This is a genomic window from Actinomadura physcomitrii, from assembly GCF_008923205.2.
GTDB classification, from domain to species: Bacteria; Actinomycetota; Actinomycetes; order Streptosporangiales; family Streptosporangiaceae; genus Spirillospora; species Spirillospora physcomitrii.
This window is the reverse complement of record NZ_WBMS02000045.1, coordinates 1-18,451: the sequence shown is the minus strand read 5'-3', so window position 1 is coordinate 18,451 and position 18,451 is coordinate 1. Positions and strand designations below refer to the sequence as shown.

Annotated in this window: 15 protein-coding genes; 12 read left to right on the top strand and 3 right to left on the bottom strand. The window is 72.1% G+C overall.

The genetic code is table 11. The features are described from left to right. The first annotated feature begins 11 nt into the window (after window positions 1–11). The 4 genes from F8568_RS49995 (at window position 12) to F8568_RS37925 (ending at window position 3,701) form a co-directional block, all read left to right on the top strand. Window positions 12–473, top strand: a complete 462-nt coding sequence (locus F8568_RS49995; RefSeq protein WP_202125808.1) for a LysE family translocator — start codon at window positions 12–14, stop codon at window positions 471–473. 142 nt (window positions 474–615) lie between these two features. Continuing rightward, complete coding sequence (locus tag F8568_RS37935; protein ID WP_151598456.1) at window positions 616–1,071, top strand: hypothetical protein; 456 nt, start codon at window positions 616–618, stop codon at window positions 1,069–1,071. 11 nt (window positions 1,072–1,082) lie between these two features. Then, window positions 1,083–2,441: a hypothetical protein gene (locus F8568_RS37930; protein ID WP_151598455.1), complete on the top strand. Its 1,359-nt coding sequence runs from the start codon at window positions 1,083–1,085 to the stop codon at window positions 2,439–2,441. An 87-nt stretch (window positions 2,442–2,528) separates the two neighbouring features. After that, window positions 2,529–3,701, top strand: coding sequence for a S8 family serine peptidase (locus F8568_RS37925; RefSeq protein ID WP_151598454.1), 1,173 nt, complete (start codon window positions 2,529–2,531; stop codon window positions 3,699–3,701). Here F8568_RS37925 and F8568_RS37920 read toward each other — a convergent pair. Then, the gene (locus F8568_RS37920; protein ID WP_151598453.1) at window positions 3,667–5,067 is read right to left on the bottom strand and encodes an FAD-dependent monooxygenase; all 1,401 of its coding nucleotides are present in this window, start codon (window positions 5,065–5,067) and stop codon (window positions 3,667–3,669) included. The two genes, F8568_RS37925 and F8568_RS37920, sit on opposite strands and share 35 nt — an antisense overlap. 214 nt (window positions 5,068–5,281) lie before the next feature. Here F8568_RS37920 and F8568_RS37915 point away from each other — a divergent pair, with 214 nt between their 5' ends. Next, the gene (locus F8568_RS37915) at window positions 5,282–6,121 is read left to right on the top strand and encodes a class I SAM-dependent methyltransferase (protein WP_151598452.1); all 840 of its coding nucleotides are present in this window, start codon (window positions 5,282–5,284) and stop codon (window positions 6,119–6,121) included. Here the strand turns inward: F8568_RS37915 and F8568_RS37910 are convergent. After that, the gene (locus tag F8568_RS37910; protein ID WP_151598451.1) at window positions 6,111–7,496 is read right to left on the bottom strand and encodes a PucR family transcriptional regulator; all 1,386 of its coding nucleotides are present in this window, start codon (window positions 7,494–7,496) and stop codon (window positions 6,111–6,113) included. The two genes, F8568_RS37915 and F8568_RS37910, sit on opposite strands and share 11 nt — an antisense overlap. A gap of 188 nt (window positions 7,497–7,684) precedes the next feature. Here F8568_RS37910 and F8568_RS37905 point away from each other — a divergent pair, with 188 nt between their 5' ends. Then, the gene (locus F8568_RS37905; protein WP_160573913.1) at window positions 7,685–10,531 is read left to right on the top strand and encodes an AAA family ATPase; all 2,847 of its coding nucleotides are present in this window, start codon (window positions 7,685–7,687) and stop codon (window positions 10,529–10,531) included. Window positions 10,532–10,612: 81 nt separating this feature from the next. On the opposite strand, the gene F8568_RS37900 is transcribed toward F8568_RS37905, so the two are convergent. Further along, complete coding sequence (locus tag F8568_RS37900; RefSeq protein ID WP_151598449.1) at window positions 10,613–11,005, bottom strand: SRPBCC family protein; 393 nt, start codon at window positions 11,003–11,005, stop codon at window positions 10,613–10,615. 404 nt (window positions 11,006–11,409) lie between these two features. Here F8568_RS37900 and F8568_RS37895 point away from each other — a divergent pair, with 404 nt between their 5' ends. From F8568_RS37895 to istB, 6 genes are all read left to right on the top strand, one after another. Next, on the top strand, window positions 11,410–12,663 hold the full coding sequence (locus tag F8568_RS37895; RefSeq protein ID WP_151598448.1) for an extracellular solute-binding protein: 1,254 nt from the start codon (window positions 11,410–11,412) through the stop codon (window positions 12,661–12,663). After that, window positions 12,664–13,605, top strand: coding sequence for a carbohydrate ABC transporter permease (locus F8568_RS37890; protein ID WP_328601201.1), 942 nt, complete (start codon window positions 12,664–12,666; stop codon window positions 13,603–13,605). After that, on the top strand, window positions 13,602–14,429 hold the full coding sequence (locus F8568_RS37885; RefSeq protein WP_151598447.1) for a carbohydrate ABC transporter permease: 828 nt from the start codon (window positions 13,602–13,604) through the stop codon (window positions 14,427–14,429). Before F8568_RS37890 ends, F8568_RS37885 begins: the two co-directional genes overlap by 4 nt. Beyond that, a complete protein-coding gene (locus F8568_RS37880; protein WP_202125807.1) occupies window positions 14,426–15,505 on the top strand; it encodes an ROK family protein in 1,080 nt (359 codons plus the stop codon). The genes F8568_RS37885 and F8568_RS37880 overlap by 4 nt, the downstream gene beginning before the upstream one ends. A gap of 408 nt (window positions 15,506–15,913) precedes the next feature. After that, complete coding sequence (istA, locus tag F8568_RS37875) at window positions 15,914–17,380, top strand: IS21 family transposase (protein WP_151598446.1); 1,467 nt, start codon at window positions 15,914–15,916, stop codon at window positions 17,378–17,380. Beyond that, the gene (gene istB / locus F8568_RS37870) at window positions 17,377–18,156 is read left to right on the top strand and encodes an IS21-like element helper ATPase IstB (RefSeq protein ID WP_151598445.1); all 780 of its coding nucleotides are present in this window, start codon (window positions 17,377–17,379) and stop codon (window positions 18,154–18,156) included. Before istA ends, istB begins: the two co-directional genes overlap by 4 nt. Window positions 18,157–18,451 lie beyond the last annotated feature (295 nt).

Sequence of the window (18,451 nt, the reverse complement as noted above, 5' to 3'; positions counted from 1 at the left end):
GCACCGAGATCGTGCAATGCCGATCGACCGGCACCTGCTCGCCGCGTCCTCCCCGACCTCGGCCGTCGCGATGCCCGCCCCCGGCCCCGACATGCGGCCCCCGCGCCGGCCTCCTCGCCACCGCGGGCGTCGCGACCGGCGAGGCCGTCCACGCCGCCGTCGCCCCGCCCTCGAACCGCCGCGCCTACCTCAACGGCCTGGTGACCAATCTACTGAGACCCAAAATGGTCACCTTCAGCATCGCTTTCCTGCCCCAGTTCATCGACCCGGAATCGGGCCGGGTCCGTCTCCAGTTCGCCGTTCTCGGCACCCTCCTGGTCGTCCTCGAATTCCTCGTCGACGGCACGGTCGGCGTCCTCGCAGCCCGCATCGGCGAATGGCTCCGCCGCCGCCGGACGGCCCGCCGCCGCCTCGACGTCGCGACCGGTTCCCTCTTCATCGACCTCGGCCTGCGCCTCGCCGCCCGGCCCTGAAGATCCGGATGCCCGAATAAGATCATCCCGCCGCTCCGAATTGCCCGATCCCTGACACCTGGTCAAGCCGTATGACAGAGTCGACGGGCGCGTCCGCGCCGACGCCGAGACCAGCACGACGGGAGCCGGAGGGGGAACCGAAATGCCGCCCGTGGATCCGAGATCGGTACCGCCCGGCGCCTACGGCAACTGGCCCGGCCTCAACCAGACCGGCGAACTCCGCGTCGACCGCACCCGCCTGCGAGCCATCGCCAAACGCCTCGAATCCGACCTCGAAGAGCTCCTCGAAGCCACCAAGGACCTCCAGCGCGCGGTCGGCACCCCCGACACCGCCTACGGCACCTGGGACGCGGCGCAGAGCCTCGTCCCGAGCGTCGTGAAATGCCGATCCGTGCTGACCGAACAGCACGGTGCGTTCCTGACGGAGGCGCTGAACACCATCAAGATGCTCCGCCGCAGCGCGCAGGTCTACGACGACGCCGAATCCGAACTCGAACGCCGGGTCGCCGCCGTCCGGACCCAGCTCGAGGACACTCCCGATCCCACCGCACCCCGCACGACGGACTCGCCACGGCCGGGCCCAGGGTCGCTGAGGTAACGGAGGTCGAAATGACGAACGAGTACACGTACTACATGCGTGACGGGGCCCCGACCGGGTCACCGGGCCGATATGACCGAGCGAGCATCCTTCAGTACCTGAAGTCCAGCGATCCGGGCGCCGTCACGGAAGCCGGAGAGGCCTACCTCCGCTTCGCGGCGGCCTACGAGAAGCTCACGCCGAAGCTCGCCCAGATCGGCCACGATCTGAACGACGCCTGGAACGGCACCGACGCCGCCGCGGCTCAAGAACAGCTGCGGAATCTGTGGGCTTCCAGCCGCACGATCGGCGCCGCGTCCAGAGACTTCGGCACGGCCATCGAACGCCACGGCTCCGAATACCTGGCCTGGTACAAGAACAACATGCCGCAGCCGAAGAACGACGCCGAAGCGCGTTCCTGGATGCAAGGCGCGAACGAACGCATCACCGAAACCTGGAGTGCCTTCCCCTCGAGTATCTCGACGTCGCTCTCGTCGAGCAATCTCGAGCACGGTGGCCTCATCAGCACGACGCCTGCCGGAGGTTCCGTTGGGCCGGGTGCTCCCGGCGGCGTCGGGGGCCCGGATGGGGCTGGGGAATTCAATGGATCCACCACCTTGAACGCCGCTCCTTCTTCAGCCTCCTCCGGTAGTGAATCAAGAGGCGGCAACTTGCCCGGCAATCTGACGCCTACCCCCTTGGCAAAAAGCCCAGGCGGTGGACCCGAAACCCCGATCGCCCCTCCGATACCGCCAGGACAACACGGCGCTCCACCAGTCGGTTTTTCACCTACCTCACCTGGTAGCGGAAACCAAGCGAACCAGGGCACGGACCTCTCAGGCGTTCCCTCTCCCGGTATGATTGGAGACAGCAGCCCCGCCCTTCCTGACGATCCTAAAGTGCCGCTATCCAATCCGGGCTCGGGCTCTGCAAATCCCGTGTCGAGCGGTCTCCCACCTCACGTCCCCAATGGAGCGGGCTTCGTACCGGGTCCCGGGAGCGCCGGTCTACCTGGCGGTGCAGTACTAGGCCTGCCCAGAAGTGCAAACGGCGCCAAAGGCGGTGGCACACCCGAAATCGGCGACCTCAATCGGAATGGCCCAAGCGGAAACGGCCGTATTCGAAACGGCGTGATCGGCCGGGGCAGTATCGGCCCGGGCGCCGCAACAGCGGCAGCCACCTTCAGGGAAGCGACCGCTGCACGCTCGGGCCCCATGGCGATGGGCCCGATGGTCGGCGCGGGCGGATCGACGTCGGGAGACCGAGAGCGGCACCGCCAAGCGTGGGCGGACGAAGACTCAAATTTGTGGAACGAGGACATCGAGGCCGTCCCAGGCGTTCTCGGAGCAGCGCCCAGGCGGCCGACGCGAGACGGCGGCCCAGCATCGTGAAATGTCGAGGCTTATGAGGTATCAGCACGAGTTCACGAGGGACCGCATGTGAGGGCGCGTCACCGCGCCGTCGCGGCTCTGGCCTCAATGGCCCTGGTTTTCGTCAACGCGGCACCCGCTTCGGCGGACCTTCAGCCGCGTGCGGACGAATGGTGGTTCTCCGCTTGGGACGTCCAGAGCTCCGTCTGGCCGCTCTCGAAGGGGTCCGGCGCCACGGTCGCCCTTCTCGACACCGGAGTGGACGCAAGTATTCCGGAGCTTTCCGGCGCCGTCCTCAAGGGCGCGGACACCGCGGGCGGAAAGACCGATGGACGGAAAGACCTGGACGCCTTCGAGGACGGCCATGGCACGTCCATGGCCGTCATGATCGCAGGTCAGGGCGGAGGGAACAGCGGCTACGTGGGGATCGCTCCAGAGGCCAGGATACTTCCCGTGAACGTGATGACCAAAGATGTCACGGGGTCCGAGATAAATCCCACGGACGCCGTCGCCAACGGGATCCGATTCGCTGTTGGCAAGGGTGCCACGGTGATCAACCTGTCCTTCGGAGGCGGGGCAGATGATATTCCACATCAATGCCCCAAGAAACTCCTCGATACCATCGCTTACGCGATCGAGCATGATGTCGTTCTAGTCTCCAGCGCCGGCAACAAGGGGAGAACCATCAACTCCCCGGAGGCCCCAGGTTCCTGCCCCGGTGTCGTCGCCGTCGGCGGCATCGACTCGAACCTCAGTCCGTGGTCGCGAACTCAGCGGCAGCCCTACGTTGCCGTCGCGGCGCCCGCGAGCGGGTCGGTGGTCGTCGGCAGGGGTGACAAGGTCTACGCGGATGCCGAGGGGACGAGCGGGGCCGCGGCGTTGGTTTCGGGGGCGGTGGCGTTGATTCGGGCGCACAACCCGAACATGTCCGGCCGCACCGTCGTCCAACGGCTCATCGCCACCGCCTTGCCGATCAGCAAGCCCGTCCCCGACAAAGCGACCGGCTACGGCGCCATCCGCATCGCGCGCGCCATGGACCCCGCCAAGTACCCGGTGCCCGCCAATGCGCCCAACCCCGTCTACGAGCGGTTCGATCGGGTGCAGGTGGCGGCGAATGGTGTGAATGTCGTTCCGGCCGGTGCGGGGCGCGAGCCGGCCGGCGGGCGGTCTCCCTTCTTGTACGTCGCTGTTGCGGGGCTGGGTGCGTTGCTCGTTGGCGCGCTCGCCCTTCTGTGGCGTGGCCGCCTCAGAGGAGGTCGTAGCGGGTCAGGTGGGGGGTGAGGGAGTCGGGGGCGCCGGTGTGGGCTCGGTAGCCGTCGGGGCGGACGAGGACGACGGTCGGGCCCGTGATGTCGTAGGCGGCTTCCGCTTCGGGGTTCGCGGTGATCTGGACGGTGCGGACGCCGCGTCCGCAGGCGGGCGGCGGGGTGTTGAAGGCGAGCAGGGTGAAGTGGGGGCCGCGGAAGGCGTCGAAGAGGGTGGTGCCGTCGGCGAGGCGGGCGTCGGGGGCGCGGGTGCCGCCGTGGGGGCCGGACGAGAGGGGGCTGTCGGGGTAGGCGAGCAGGAGCTGCTGGGTCTCCTCGCCGCGCTGGTGGGCGTCGGCTTGGCCTTCGGCGGCCTTCTGGTAGAGGGCGGTGCTGATGCCGAGGACGCCGGCGGCGACGGGGAGGCGCTCCTCCTCGTAGGTGTCGAGGAGGGACGGGGACGCTCCGGACAGGACGGCGGCGAGCTTCCAGCCGAGATTGTAGGCGTCCTGGACGCCGGTGTTGAGGCCCTGGCCGCCGGCGGGCGAGTGGACGTGGGCGGCGTCGCCCGCGAGGAGGACGCGGCCGGCGCGGAACCGTTCGGCCATGCGGATGTTGACGCGGTAGACCGACGCCCAGCCGAGGCCGGTGAGGCGGATGTCGTCGCGGCCGGTGCCGGCGTCGAGGTGCCGCTGGTAGGTGGCGAGGGTGAGGTCGGGGTCCTCGCCGGGTGCGAGGGCGGCGGTGAACTGGAAGTCGGACGTGCCGGCGAGCGGGCACAGGCCGACACCGGGCGTGCGGGTCTCCAGGTCGGCCCACATGTGCCAGTGGTCGCGGTCGAGGTCGGGGGTCCGGACGTCGCCGATGAGCATGCGTTCCTCGTCGCGGGTCTCGCCGAGGAAGGGGACGCCGAGGGTCTTGCGGACGGTGCTGCGTCCGCCGTCGGCGCCGACGAGGTAGGCGGCGCGGACGGTCGTGCCGTCGGTCAGGACGGCGGTGACGCCGTCGTCGTCCTGTGTGAAGGAGGACAGGCCGACGGGGTCGACGCGGCCGCCGAGGGCGGTGAGGCGGTCGCGGAGGATCCGCTCGGTGCGCCACTGCGGCACCATCAGCACGTTCGGGTACGGCACCTCGGGCGTCGGCGGGACGGGCTCGTGCATGCGGCCTTCCCAGACGACGTCGGCGCCGGAGTAGGCGCGCAGCGGCGGGTAGGGGGCGCCGGCCGCGCGGACGGCGTCGATGACGCCGAGGTCGTCGAGGACCTCGAGGGTGCGGGGCTGGAGGCCCTTGCCGCGCGAGCCGGACGGCTGGGCGGGGTCGACGATGCGGTGCGGGACGCCGCGGCGGGCGAGGTCGATGGCGAGGGTGAGGCCGGTCGGGCCGGCTCCGGCGATGAGGATCATGGAGCCAGCATCGGCAAGGGCCCTGGCATATCGCTGGCAGGACGCTGACAGCGGCCGCCGGGCCGGGAGGCCCGAAAGGAATGCCGCCTGATTTTGATGTGAGGTATATAGGGAATTTATTTGACACTGCTATGATGGGGCTGTCGGCGAATAGGCTGCCTTTTCTCAGACACAGGCCCACGGGCGCACCGGGGCCAGATGGGAAAGGCACGCCATGGACGAAGGACGGCCCAGCCGCACCGCGCTGTCGGCGGCGGCGGCCCGCGCCGCGCACCCGCTGGTGGACGAGCGGCCCCTCATCTTCACCGATCCGCTGGCCGGGCGGCTGCTCGGCGGCCTCGCGGACGAGATGATCGGCTACCACCGCGGCAACGGCGGGCACATCATCCTCGCGGGGACCCGCACGATCACCACCGTCCGCAGCCGCTACGCCGAGGCGCGGGCCGGCGCCTTCGACCAGTACGCGGTGCTCGGCGCGGGACTCGACACCTACGCGTTCCGCGCACCGGCCGGGATACGCGTTTTCGAGGTCGACCATCCGGCGACGCAGGAATGGAAGAAGGGCCTGCTGGACGCCGCCGGAATCGCCGTCCCGGAGAACGCCGCGCTCGTTCCGGTCGATTTCGAGAAGCCGGACGGGCCCGTCCCGCCCCTCGAGGCCGCCGGGTTCGACACCGCCCGCCCGGCGCTGGTGAGCTGGCTCGGCGTCAGCTACTTCCTCACCCGCGACGCGGTCGCGGGCACGCTCGCGGAGATCGGCCGCCTCGCGCCCGGCACCGAGCTGGTCATGGACTACGCGCTGCCGCCGGGCCTGCGGGACGCCGAGGGCGACGCCTACGCCGAGATCGCGGCGCAGGTCACCCGGGAGGCGGGCGAGCCGTCCCGGTCCCGGTTCGCGCCGGACGAGGTGGACGCGCTGCTCGCGGAGCACGGCCTGGACGTCGTCGAGAACGTGACCCTGGAGCGGGCGGTGCCGCCGGAGGCGTGGCGGCGCACCGACGCCCTGCGCCCCTTCGACTACTTCCGCCTGCTCCGCGCGGTCGTCACCGGTTAGCCCCCGGCTCACCGGCGTCGGCGGGGCCGTGCAGGCGGAGGGCGCTGAGGGCGAGCGCGACCTCCACCAGATCGCGGGGGTGGGCGAGCGTGCGGCCGGTGAGCTGCTCGATCTTGCGGAGCCGGTTCAGGACGGTGTTGCGGTGGCAGAACAGCCGGTCGGCGGCGCGGGCGGCGGACCCGTCGCAGTCCAGCCAGGCGGCGAGGGTCGCGAGCAGCACGTCGCGGAACGCGGGGTCGACGCCGGCGAGGCCGCCGAGCGCGACGTCGCCGAGCCGGCCCGCCAGCCGCGGCTGGGACAGCACCAGCGCGTCGGGAAGGCGCCGGTCGAGCCGGACGACCTGGGAGCCGGGGCCGCGGCACGTGCGCAGCGCGAGCTCGGCGAGCCAGCGCGCGCCGCCGAGCTCGGCGAGGGTGTGCACGACGGGGCTGACGCCGGCGTGGGAGCGGGCGTAGGGGCGGACGGCGGCGACGAGGTCGTCCAGCTCCGCGGTGCCGAGCGCGACCAGCGCGACCTGCGCGTCCGCGCGCAGCCGCCAGATGAACCGCATCCCGCCGATGTCGCCGGGGCGCCGGTCCCGGCCGCCGGGGAACTCCGCGGACAGCTCGCCGTCGAGACCGCCCGCGAACCCGCCCTCGGCGCCCAGCATCACCACCGCGTACCGGCCCGCCGCGGGGAGCCCGAGGACGGACGCGGCGGTGGCGAGCAGCCCGCCGTCCGCGCCCTGCCCGTCCAGGAGCGCGTCCACGATCGCCTGGACGCGCTCCTCGCTGCGCCGCGCCAGCGACAGCTCGGTCTGGTGGTAGGCGTCGGCGGCCGCGCCGGACTGCTCGTCGATGGTGTCCCAGGTGCGGGTCGCCTGCCGGACGAGCGCGGGCACGTTGCCGGGGTCATGGGTTCCGACGACCTCGACGACGGCCTCCCAGAACACCCGTCCGGCGAGCCGGTAGGAGCGCAGCAGCTGGTCGAGCGGCTGCCCCTGGTGGGCGCGGCGCCGGCCGAGCCGGCGCGCCCAGTCCAGGTCGGTGCGGCCCCGGCCAGGGTCGAGGATCGCCTGGAAGCCGTGCCCGAGGCCGGTCTGGCAGACCTCCCACAGGTCGCCGCGCAGCTGCTCGGAGCGGTCGCCGTCGTCGCCGGACAGGATCTCGGCGGCGAGCCGGTCGGCGAGGTCGGGGAGCCGGTCGGTCAGCCGGAGCACCGCCTTGCGCAGGATCGCCCGGTCGGCGTCCGCGCGACCGAGGTCCCGGTCCCGGACGAGGTGGGCGGGGTGGGCGGGGTCGCGGCGGGCCGGCTCCCGGTGGGCGGGGTCCCCGCGGGCGCCCTCGCGGAGCCCGGTGTCCCCGCGGTCTGTGGTTCCCGACCGGCTCGCCGTCATCGCCTGCCACCTCCGGCACAATGCAGGGGGCCTCATCGTGCCACCGCGCGCACTCCGGTACCACCGGTACCGGCCCGCACTGTGCCGGCGCACAATCGGGGCCCTGTCCCGTTGCGCGGACGCCCCGAAACTGAACCGCGCTCTGGACCGTCCGGCGGGCCCGTGCTCCTCTCGTGACCATGGGTGTGTTGTCTGGACACGATCGGCTGTACGGACGCGACCGGGAGCTCCGGGTCGTCGAAGGGCTCCTCGGCCGGGCGCGCGACGGGCAGGGCGGCGCGCTGACCGTCGTCGCGGACGCGGGGATGGGCAAGACGGCCCTGCTGGACGCTGCGGAGCGGACCGCCGCCGAGGGGTTCCGGGTGCTCTCGGCGACCGGTGTCCCGGCCGAGGCGGACGTCCCGTACGCGGGCCTGCACCGGCTGCTGCGGCCCCTGTCGGACCTGGCCGGGGAGCTGCCGCCGGCGTTCCGGGCGGCGCTGGCGCCGCTGTCGGGCGGCGAGGCGCCGGCCCCGTTCGTCCTGTATTCGGCGGTCTGCGAGCTGCTGAGCGTCGCCGCGCGGTCCGGGCCCGTGCTGTGCCGGGTGGACGACGCGCAGTGGCTGGACCGGGTCTCGCTGGACGCGCTCGCGTTCGCGGCGCGCCGCGTCGGGGACGAGCGGCTCGCGATCGTCTTCGCCGCGCGCACACAGGCGCCGCTGACCGGCATCCCGCACCTGCGGTTACCGCCGCTGGACGAGGAGGCGAGCCTGCGGATCCTGCAGGACGCGGTCGGCGACGCGCTCGGCACCGAGCTCGCGGAGGAGGTCGTGGACCTGGCGAGCGGGTGCGCGCTCGCCGTCCGGGAGCTGGCCGGCGGGCTGACCGCCGCGCAGCTGTCCGGCGGCGCCGCGCCGCCCCGCGCGCTGCCGCCCGGCAGCGTCCTGCGGACCCTGTTCCGGCGCCGCCACCTGCGGCTCCCGGCGGGCGCGCAGCGGCTCGTGCTGATGGTCGCGGCGGACGAGTGGCTCGGCGCGGCGACGGTGGCGCGGGCCGCGCGGACCGCCGGGATCGGCGCGCGGGAGATCGAGGCGGCGCGCGAGTCGGGCCTGCTGCGGCTCGCCGACCACGCGGTCGCCGGGGACGACGCGGTGGTCGTGCGGGACCGGCTCGTCCGGTCGTCGCTGTGGGCGGAGGCGTCGCGGGCCGAGCGGCGCGCCGCGCACGCGCTGCTGGCGCAGCTGCTCGTGCAGGACTGGCAGCGGCCGTCGCTGATCTGGCACCGCGCGGCGCTGTCCGGGGAGGCCGACGACCGGATCGCCGACGAGCTGGCGGAGGCCGCGTCGCGGTCCCGGCGCGCGGGCCGGTACGGCGACTCGTGGCAGGCGTGGCAGCGCGCCGCGGCGCTGACGTCGGAACGCGGCGCGCGCGCGGACCGGCTGCTGGCCGCCGCCACCGACGCCTGGGCGGGCGGGCGCGCGCGCAGGGCCCGCGCCGTGCTGCGGCAGGTCCGGCCCTTGGACGAGGACGGCACCCGCGCAGGGCTCGCCGAACTGCTGCGCGGCGAGATCGAGGCGGGCTCCGGGTCGCCGGCCACCGCCGTCCCGATGCTGCGGGACGCCGCCGAACGGCTCGCCGGCACCGACGGCGCGCTGGCGCTCACGGCGCTCATGTGGGCGGCCGAGGCCGCCGACGCCGCGGGCGACCACATCGCCTACGCCGAGATCGCCGAGCGCGCCGCGAACCTCCCCGGCGCGCCGGACACGCCCCGCGCCGACCTGATGCGGGCGCACCTCGCCGGGATGGCCGCGACGTTCCGCGGCCGCTACACCGAGGCCGCGCCGCTGCTCGGCCGGGCCGTCCGGCTGGGCGAGGCCATCGCAGGCGACTCCCCGGCCGACCGTTCCGGCGACTCCGCCGGGGACTCCGCCGCGCAGGCGTGGGCGGCGCTCGCGGCCCTCGCCGTCGGCGACGACCGGGCGCGCGCGCTCGCCGCCGGGGCCGTCGCGTCCGCGCGGCTGCGCGGAGACGCGCCCGCCGAGTCGTACGCGCTGGCAGCCGCGGCGCGGTGCGAGACGCTCCTCGGCCATCCGCCGGTGCCGGTCGCCGCGTCCCACGAGGGCCTGCGGCTGGCGCGCGCGACCGGGCAGCACGGGCACGCCGCCGAGCACCTCGCCGCGCTCGCGCTCGTCGCCTCGTTCAACGGCGACCGCGACGCGGCGCACCGGCACCTGGAAGCGCTCTCCGGCGGCGCGGACCGGCGCGGCCTCGCGGGCGCCGACCGGCGCGGCCTCACCCGCGCCGCCGCATTCGGCGCGTGGGCGCCCGCCTGCCTCGACCTCGCCGCGGACCGTCCCGGCGACGCCGCCGCGCGGCTGCGGTTACCCGGCGGCGCGGGCCTGGCCCACCCGCTCGCCCGGCTGCTCGCCGCCCCGCACCTGGTGGAGGCGCTCGCCTACACCGGCCACCGGGCCCGCGCCGTCCGCGCTGCCGAGGACTTCACCCGCTGGGCGGACGCGACGCGCACCCCGGGACGGCTCGCGCTCGCCCGCCGCTGCGCCGCCCTGCTCGCCGAATGCGACGACGAGGCCGCCGCGCACTACACCGAGGCGCTCCGGCTGCACGAGTCGGCGGGCGCGGTGTTCGAGCTGGCCCGCACCGAGCTGCTGTTCGGCGCCCGGCTCCGGCGCGGCCGCCGCCCCCGCGCCGCCCGCGAGCACCTGCGCACCGCGCTGCGGATCTTCGAGCGGTACGGCGCCGTCCCGTGGACGGGCCAGGCCCGCGCGGAACTGCGCGCCGCCGGCGACGCGGGCCCCGTCCCGGACCCGGAGGCGGCGGCACCGCGCACCGCCTCCGGGCCTGGGGAGCCGCCCGCGCTGACCGGCCTCACCGCGCAGCAGGCGCACATCGCCCGGATGGTCGCCGAGGGCGCCACCAACCGCGAGATCGCGGCCCGGCTGCTGCTCAGCCCCCGGACGATCGACCACCACCTCCGCAACGTCTTCACCCGCCTCGGGATCCGGTCGCGCGTCGAGCTGGCCCGGATGATCCGCTGACCCGCCGGGCGTGGACGCGGGGTCCACGCCCGGCGCCCTGAGGAGGCCGCGGCGTTCCGTCCGGCGGAGGCCGGTGCGGTCTCAGGCCTTCTCGTACTCCTCCTCCTTGGCCGCGTCCTTCGAGCCACGGCTGCTCTTCGAGGAGCCCGAGGAGTTCGAGCCGGAGCCGCCCTTGGCCGCCGCGGACCGCCAGACGATGTGCCGGTCCGGGACCTGCTCGACGATCGTCGAGCGCCACGTGCGGCTCGACCAGAAGATCCGCGCCTTCCAGTCCAGCCTCTCGTCGGACGGCTGGTCGACGCCCACCACCTTCTTCATGAAGGACGGGAAGTCCTCGAAGCGGGTCCACTGGTCGTAGACCAGCCGGCAGGGCGCGCCGACGTCGATCCGCTCGACGATGTTCACCGGCCCGCCGCGCCGCCCGCCGCCGAAGATCCGCGGCCGCTTCCGCACCCGCCGCCGCGCGCCCGTCACGGCAGGTCACAGGGGTCGCGCGCAGAGTGAGCGCCCCAAACCCGCGCGACCACGGGCCGAAACCGCCCGACCAGACCAGCCCAGCGTGCACACCGGACCACGACCGCCTCCGGTAACGGTTAAGCCTCTTGCGTAATGCACCCCTTGAACTGGTACGGACCAGTGTTTATCTTCATGGCCACCACGCGCGTTTGTGCTCAGTGAGCATTCGCACCGCGCACAATTTTTCATGCGCGAAAGGGAGGAGGGCCGGGCGGCCGACGCCGCCCGTGGGAGGAGCACGCCAAAGGGTCATGCGACGGCACGCCGCGCGACCCGTCCGGGGCGGCGTGAACATGCGGGCCGAAAACGACGCACGGGCGCGCGGGAGCGTCCGCAAGTGCGAGCCGAAGAAGGCGGGACAGATGAAACGGCACCTCATCGGCGCCATCGCCGCGGGCCTCACCGTGGCACTCGGCGTCAGCGGATGCGGCAAGGGAAGTTCGTCCGGCGGAGACGACTCCGACGGCAAGACGATCAAATTCGTCGCGGCGATCTACGACGACAACACCAAGCCCTTCTGGGACGCCCTGATCAAGGACTTCGAGGCGAAGAACTCCGGGTACAAGGTGAACCTGGAGATGGTCGACTGGACCCAGATGGACGCCAAGGTGAAGACCTACGTCCAGACCAAGCAGGTCCCCGACATCCTCAACTACAACGCGTTCTCCGACTTCGCCCGCGACGGCCTGCTCTACAAGGCCTCCGAGGTGGTGTCGCCGGCCACGCTCAGCGACTTCACCCCCACGTTCGTCGAGCAGGCCAAGTACAACGGCGAGCAGTACACGCTGCCGTTCATCTCCAGCGCCCGGCTGATGTTCTACAACAAGGACCTGTTCAAGAAGGCCGGCATCACCGACCCGCCGAAGACCTGGGCCGACATCAAGGCCGACGCGCAGAAGGTCAAGAAGACCGGCGCCATCGGCTACGGCCTGCCGCTCGGCCCCGAAGAGGCGCAGGCGGAGTTCTACTCCTGGGCGATGAACGACAACGGCGGCTGGGTCGACTCGTCCGGCAAATGGGCCATCAACCAGCCCGCCAACATCGACACGCTCAACTTCCTCAAGGACCTCAACAAGTCCGGGCTGACCCAGCCGAACCCGGAGAGCACCGACCGCAAGACGGTGTTCAACCAGTTCGCGCAGGGCAAGATCGGGATGGCGATCGGCGGCCCGTTCACCAAGGCCGGATTCATCACCCCCGCGAACCCGAACCTGAACTTCGGGGTCACCTCGCTGCCGGTGAAGAACGCGGGCTCGCAGCCCAACACGCTCGGTGTCATGGACGTCCTCGACGCGTTCAAGAAGAACGACGGCAAGAACAAGGAGGCCGTCAGGAAGTTCCTCGACTTCTTCTACCAGAAGGACAACGTCTCGCGGTTCCTGTCCAAGGAGGGCTTCCTCCCGACGACGAAGTCCGCCGGTGACGCGCTCAGCTCCGACCCGTACATGAAGCAGTTCGTGGACGCGCTGCCGACGAGCAAGTTCGCGCCGACCAGCAACCCCGCGTGGTCCGCGGTCGCGGGCGCCGTCAAGCAGAGCCTCGGCACCTCGGTCGCCGACAAGGACCCGAAGAAGGTGCTCGACGAGATCCAGCAGACCGCCGAAAAGGCGAGCTGAGTGCAGGACGTCGCCGTGCAGCGGGACGCCGGGCTCCGTCCGGCGTCCCGCGCCTCCCTGCCCAGGCGCATCGGGCGCGCGCTCGTCCCGCTGCTGTGGCTCGGCCCGTCGATCGCGCTCATCGCCGTCGTCGTGCTGTGGCCCGTCATCGAGATGGTCCGCACCTCGCTGCTGAAGATCAGCTCGTCCGGCGTGACGCTCGGCAACCGCGGCTCGGCCAACTACACCGACCTGTTCGACGAGGACGCCCTCGTCCCCGTCGTGCTCCGCACGCTGCTGTGGGTCGCCGGTGTCGTCGTCGTCACCATGGTGCTGTCGCTCGCGATCGGGCAGCTGCTCAACGCCCGCTTCCCCGGCCGCCGCGTCGTCCGCTGGGCCGTCATCGTCCCGTGGGCGGCGTCGGTGCTGATGACCGCGCTGATCTGGAAGTGGATGCTGGACAACTACTCCGGCATCGTCAACCGCGTCCTGCTCGACCTGCACGTCATCGACAAGCCGGTCAACTGGCTCGGCCACCCCCACCAGGCGATGCTGTGGATGATGTGGGTCGCGGTGTTCGTCTCGCTGCCGTTCACCTCCTTCGTCATCCTCGCCGGGCTCCAGTCCATCCCGTCCGACGTGTACGAGGCGGCGCGCGTCGACGGCGCCGGCGCGTTCCGCACCTACTTCGGGATCACGCTGCCGCTGCTGCGGCCCGCCGTCCTGATCGCCTCCATCATCAACGTGATCAACGTCTTCAACTCGTTTCCGATCATCTGGGCGATGACCGCGGGCGGTCCCGGGCACGCCACCGACACCACCACCACCTTCATGTACAAGCTCGCGTTCTACGACCAGCACGTCGGCGAGTCTGCCGCGATGGCCGTCGTCAACTTCGTCCTGATCCTGGTGATGGTGCTGGTGTACCTGCGTGCCACCCGCTGGCGGGAGGAGGTCCGATGAAACGCTCTCCCGTCCGCAAGGTCATCCTCACCGGGGTCGGCTGGCTGGTCGCGCTGATCTTCGTGGCTCCGTACCTGCAGATGTTCCTGACGTCGCTGAAGACCGAGCACGAGCTGACGGAGTCGCCCGGCACCTACCTGCCCGGGCACTGGCAGTGGTCGAACTTCGTGGACGTCTGGAAGGCCGCGCCGATCTGGACGAACATGCGGGTCTCGCTCGTCGTCGCCGCCGTCGCCACCCTGGTGACGCTGGCGTGCGCGCTGCCCGCCGCGTACTACACCGCCCGCAACCGGTTCCGCGGCCGCGGCGCGTTCCTGCTGCTCGTCCTCGTCACCCAGATGTTCGCGCCGACCGCGCTGGTCATCGGCATCTTCCGGGAGATGGTCGCGCTCAACCTGACCGACACGCTGATGGCGCTGATCCTCGTCAACGCCGCGTTCAACCTGCCGTTCTGCGTCTGGATCCTGCACGGCTACTTCTCCAGCATCCCCAAGGAACTGGAGGAGGCCGCGTTCCTGGACGGCGCCGGACGCCTCGGCGCCCTGTTCCGGGTGACGCTCCCCATCTCCACGCCGGGAGTCGTCACCGCCATCGTCTACACGTTCATCACCGCCTGGAACGAGTACATCGTCGCCCTGACCGTCACCGCATCGCCGAACCGGCAGCCGCTGACCGTCGCGATCCCCTCGTTCGTCACCCAGTACCAGGCGCACTGGCAGTACCTGTTCGCCACCTCCCTCATCGCCATCGTCCCCGTCGTGATCCTCTTCGTCTTCATCGAGCGGTACCTGATCGGCGGCCTCACCGCGGGCTCCGTCAAGTGACCGTCATCGCGCTGGACGTCGGCGGGACGTCCATGAAAGCCGCCCTCGTCCCCGCCGGGACGGGGGCGGCGCCCGGCGAGACGCTGCTCGCCGAGACACGGCCCACCGACCGCACCGACCCCGTCGGCGGGATCCTCGACTTCGCCGCCCACATGGCCGCCCGCGCCGCAGCGCTCGGACGGCCCGCCCGCGCCGCCGGGATCGCCGTCCCCGGCATCGTGGACGAGGCGTCCGGCACCGCCGTCCGCGCCGCCAACCTCGGCTGGCAGGACGTGCCGCTGCTGCACCTGGCGCAGGAGCGGCTCGGCGTCCCCGTCGCCGTCGGCCACGACGTCCGCACCGGCGGGCTCGCCGAAGCCGTCCTCGGCGCCGGACGCGACGCCGGCGACTTCGTGTTCATGGCGATCGGCACCGGCATCGCCGCCGCCCTGATCCTCAACGGCACCACCTACCCGGGCGTCTCCGGCTGGAGCGGCGAGGTCGGGCACATCGTCGTCCGGCCCGGCGGCGAGGCCTGCGCCTGCGGCAATCGGGGCTGCCTCGAGACCTACGCGTCCGCCGCCTCCATCGCGCGCCGCTACACCACCGCAGCGGGCAACCCGATGCCGGACCCGGCCGGGAGGCTGGACGGCGCCGCCGGCGGGGCGAAGAGCGCGGGAATGACGAGCATCGCACCGAACGGCGCGGGCGCGGGAGGTGCTCACACGGAAAGTACCGCAAGAGGCGCCCGCACAGAGCCCACCAAGGAAAGCGCCCACGCAGAGACCGCTCCGGGAAACGTCCGCGCGGAGGACGTGATCGCGCGGGCCGGCACCGAAGATCTCGCCGCCCGGGTCTGGTCGGAGGCCCTCGACTGCCTGGCCGACAGCCTCGCCGCCACCACGCTGCTCCTCGACCCGGGGCTGTTCGTTCTCGGCGGCGGGCTCGCGCAGGCGGGGGCGCTGCTGCTCGAACCTCTGGAGTCACGGCTCGCCGACCGCCTGCTGTTCCGTCCCGCTCCCCCGCTGGCCGTCACGCGACTCGGCGACCGCGCCGCCGTCCACGGCGCCGCCCTCCTCGCCGCCCGCCTTCTCTGACCTCACCTCCCGACAACGGCGGCTTCCTTTTCGGCGTACGCCGAGGGTGGCGCCGTACGGGTGGCGCCGTACGGGTGGCGCCGTACGGGTGGCGCCGTACGGGTGGGCCGAACTGCGCGCGAGCCCAGGTCGAGAAGTGTTTCCTGACGAAGTGATCCAATGCTGATCTACGCGACTCCTTCGAAATTCAATCGAGAGCCCGTCGAGATTCTGCCGGGAGCCGGTCGGGAGTGTCCGTGGCCGTGCAAAAGTCTCCGGTGGTGGCCGGGTCGAGGTCACCGCTGGTGGCCGGTTAGAAGTCCCCACTTCTCGTTGATCATGCGTGTCGTGTCCGGGGGTGTGGGCCCTGGACGGCGATCTTGACGGTGTCAGCCAGTCGAGATCGCCGCCCAGGGGGCCTTCAGCGTCATGAAGTCATCGGGGGAAGTCATGGACATCATCGCCGCCTACCGTGAGGTGGGCACCTATCGCGGGGCCGCAGCGATGTGCGGGACGACGCACAAGACGGTCAGACGCATCATCGAGCGGCAGCAGGCCGGAGGCAAGGCGCCGGTCCGTGCGCCGCGCAAACACAACTACGACGCGGTCGCGGGGCTGGTGGCCCAGAAGGTGACCGCGACGCAGGGGAAGATCTCGGCCAAGCGGCTGCTGTCGGCGGCGCGGGCGGCCGGTTACACCGGGTCGGCGCGCAACTTCCGGCGGCTGGTCGCCTCGGCGAAGAAGACCTGGCGGCGCGAGCATCACCGGGGGCGCCGTCCGGCGGTGTGGACGCCCGGTGAGATGCTGGTCATCGACTGGGGCTCGGTGAGCGGGCTGCACGTGTTCTGCGCGGTGCTGGCCTGGTCGCGAGTGCGGTTCGTGCGGTTCGCCGCCGACGAGCGGGCCGCGACCACGCTGGGGCTGCTGGCCGAGTGCTTCGAGGAGCTCGGCGGGGTGCCCAGGGTGGTGCTGGCCGACCGGATGGGCTGTCTGAAAGGCGGCGTGGTGGCCAACAAGGTCGTTCCGACGGCCGATTACGTCCGTTTCGCGGCGCACTACGGGTTCCGGCCGGACTGGTGCGAGGCCGCCGATCCCGAGTCCAAGGGGATCGTGGAGAACCTGGTCGGTTACGCCAAGGCCGACCTGGTCGCCGCGCAGGCCCCGTTCACCGGCCTGGGGGCCGCCAATGCCGCAGCCCGGCAGTGGTGCGCCGAGGTCAACGGCGTGGTGCACTCGGAGATCTGCGCGGTTCCCGCCGAGCGCCTGGAGGCCGAGCGGGAGCTGCTGTCGGCGTTGCCGTCGCTGCGTCCGGCGATCGGCCCGGCGCCGGTGACCCGCAAGGTGGACCGGCTGTCGTGCGTGCGGTTCGGCTCGGCGCGCTACTCGGTGCCCACCCGGCTGATCGGCGCCCGGGTCGCCGTGGCCGAGTCGGGCGGGCGGTTGCTGATCACCGATCCCGCGACCGGCCAGATCGTCGCCGACCATGCCCCGGTCGCGCCGGGTGAGGCCGCCGTGCTCGATGAGCACTACGGCGGCCCCCGACCCGCACCGCGCCGCGCGGCCCGGCCGCGCACCGAGAACGAGAAGGCCTTCCTGACCCTGGGCGGGGTCGCCGAGCGGTGGCTGACCGGGTCGGCCGCCTCGGGCAACACCCGGCTGGCCGGCGACCTTGCCGATCTGGCCGCGCTGCGAGCAGCGCACGGCGACGACACCGTGGCCGCCGCGCTGGAGCGGGCGACGGCGTTCCGCCGATGGCGGGCCGCCGACGTGCGCGCGATCCTGGCCGCCGGACCCGGCACCCCGCAGCCCCGCCCCGCCGGAGACGCCTTGGTGCTGGACCTGCCCGCAGTGCCGACCCGGCCGCTGTCGGCCTACACGATCGGAGACGCCTCATGACCGCCGCGACCGATCCCGCGCTGCCGGCCGACCTGGACGCCGGGCTGCGCCGCCTGAAACTGTCGGCCATCCGGCGGCTGGCGCCCGAACTGCTGGTCACCGCCCGCACCCAGAGGTGGCGGCCCGAAGAGCTGCTGCGCACCCTCATCGACGCCGAACTGGCCGCACGCGATGCCTCCAACACCCGCAACCGGATGAAGACCGCCGCGTTCCCGGTCATCAAGACGATCGAGGAGTTCGACGTCGCCGCGTCCTCGATCCCGGCGGCCACGTTCGACTACCTGGCCTCGCTGGAATGGGTCCGCGCCGCCGAGAACTACTGCGCCGTCGGCCCGGCCGGGACCGGCAAGTCCCACACCCTCATCGCGTTCGGTGTCGCCGCGGTCCAGGCCGGCCACAAGGTCCGCTACTTCACCGCCGCCGACCTGGTCGAGACGCTCTACCGCGGGCTGGCAGACAACTCCGTCGGCCGCGTCATCGACACCGTGCTGCGCGCCGATCTGGTCATCATCGACGAGGTCGGGTTCGCGCCACTGGACGACACCGGCGCCCAACTGCTGTTCCGGTTCGTCGCCGCCGCCTACGAACGCCGTGCCCTGGGCATCGGCTCGCACTGGCCCTTCGACCAGTGGGGCCGGTTCCTGCCCGAGCACACCACAGCCGTCAGCCTGCTCGACCGGCTCCTGCACCACAGCCACGTCGTGGTCACCGAAGGCGAGTCCTTCCGCATGCGACAAGCCCGAACACGCACCGACCGACGACTCACCACCACCTGAAAACCGGCACCAGACCGGGGACTTTCACCTGGCCACCAGCGGCGACACGCACTTGGCCGTTGACAGGGAGTCGGTCCGGTCGGGAGTCGGTCGGGAGTCGGTCGGGAGCCCGTCGATTGGCAGGAAGGGCGTCGGGCGTTCTTCTGGGGTGTTAGGGCGCTCTTCAAGAGTGTGTTGCTTGATTGGCAAGAGGGGTGTTCGGGTGGTGGGGTGGCGCTTGCGTACGGGGCCGCCCCTCCAAAGTCAAGGGCGCCTTCGGCGTCGCTACGCGATGGACTTCGTCCACCCTTGACTT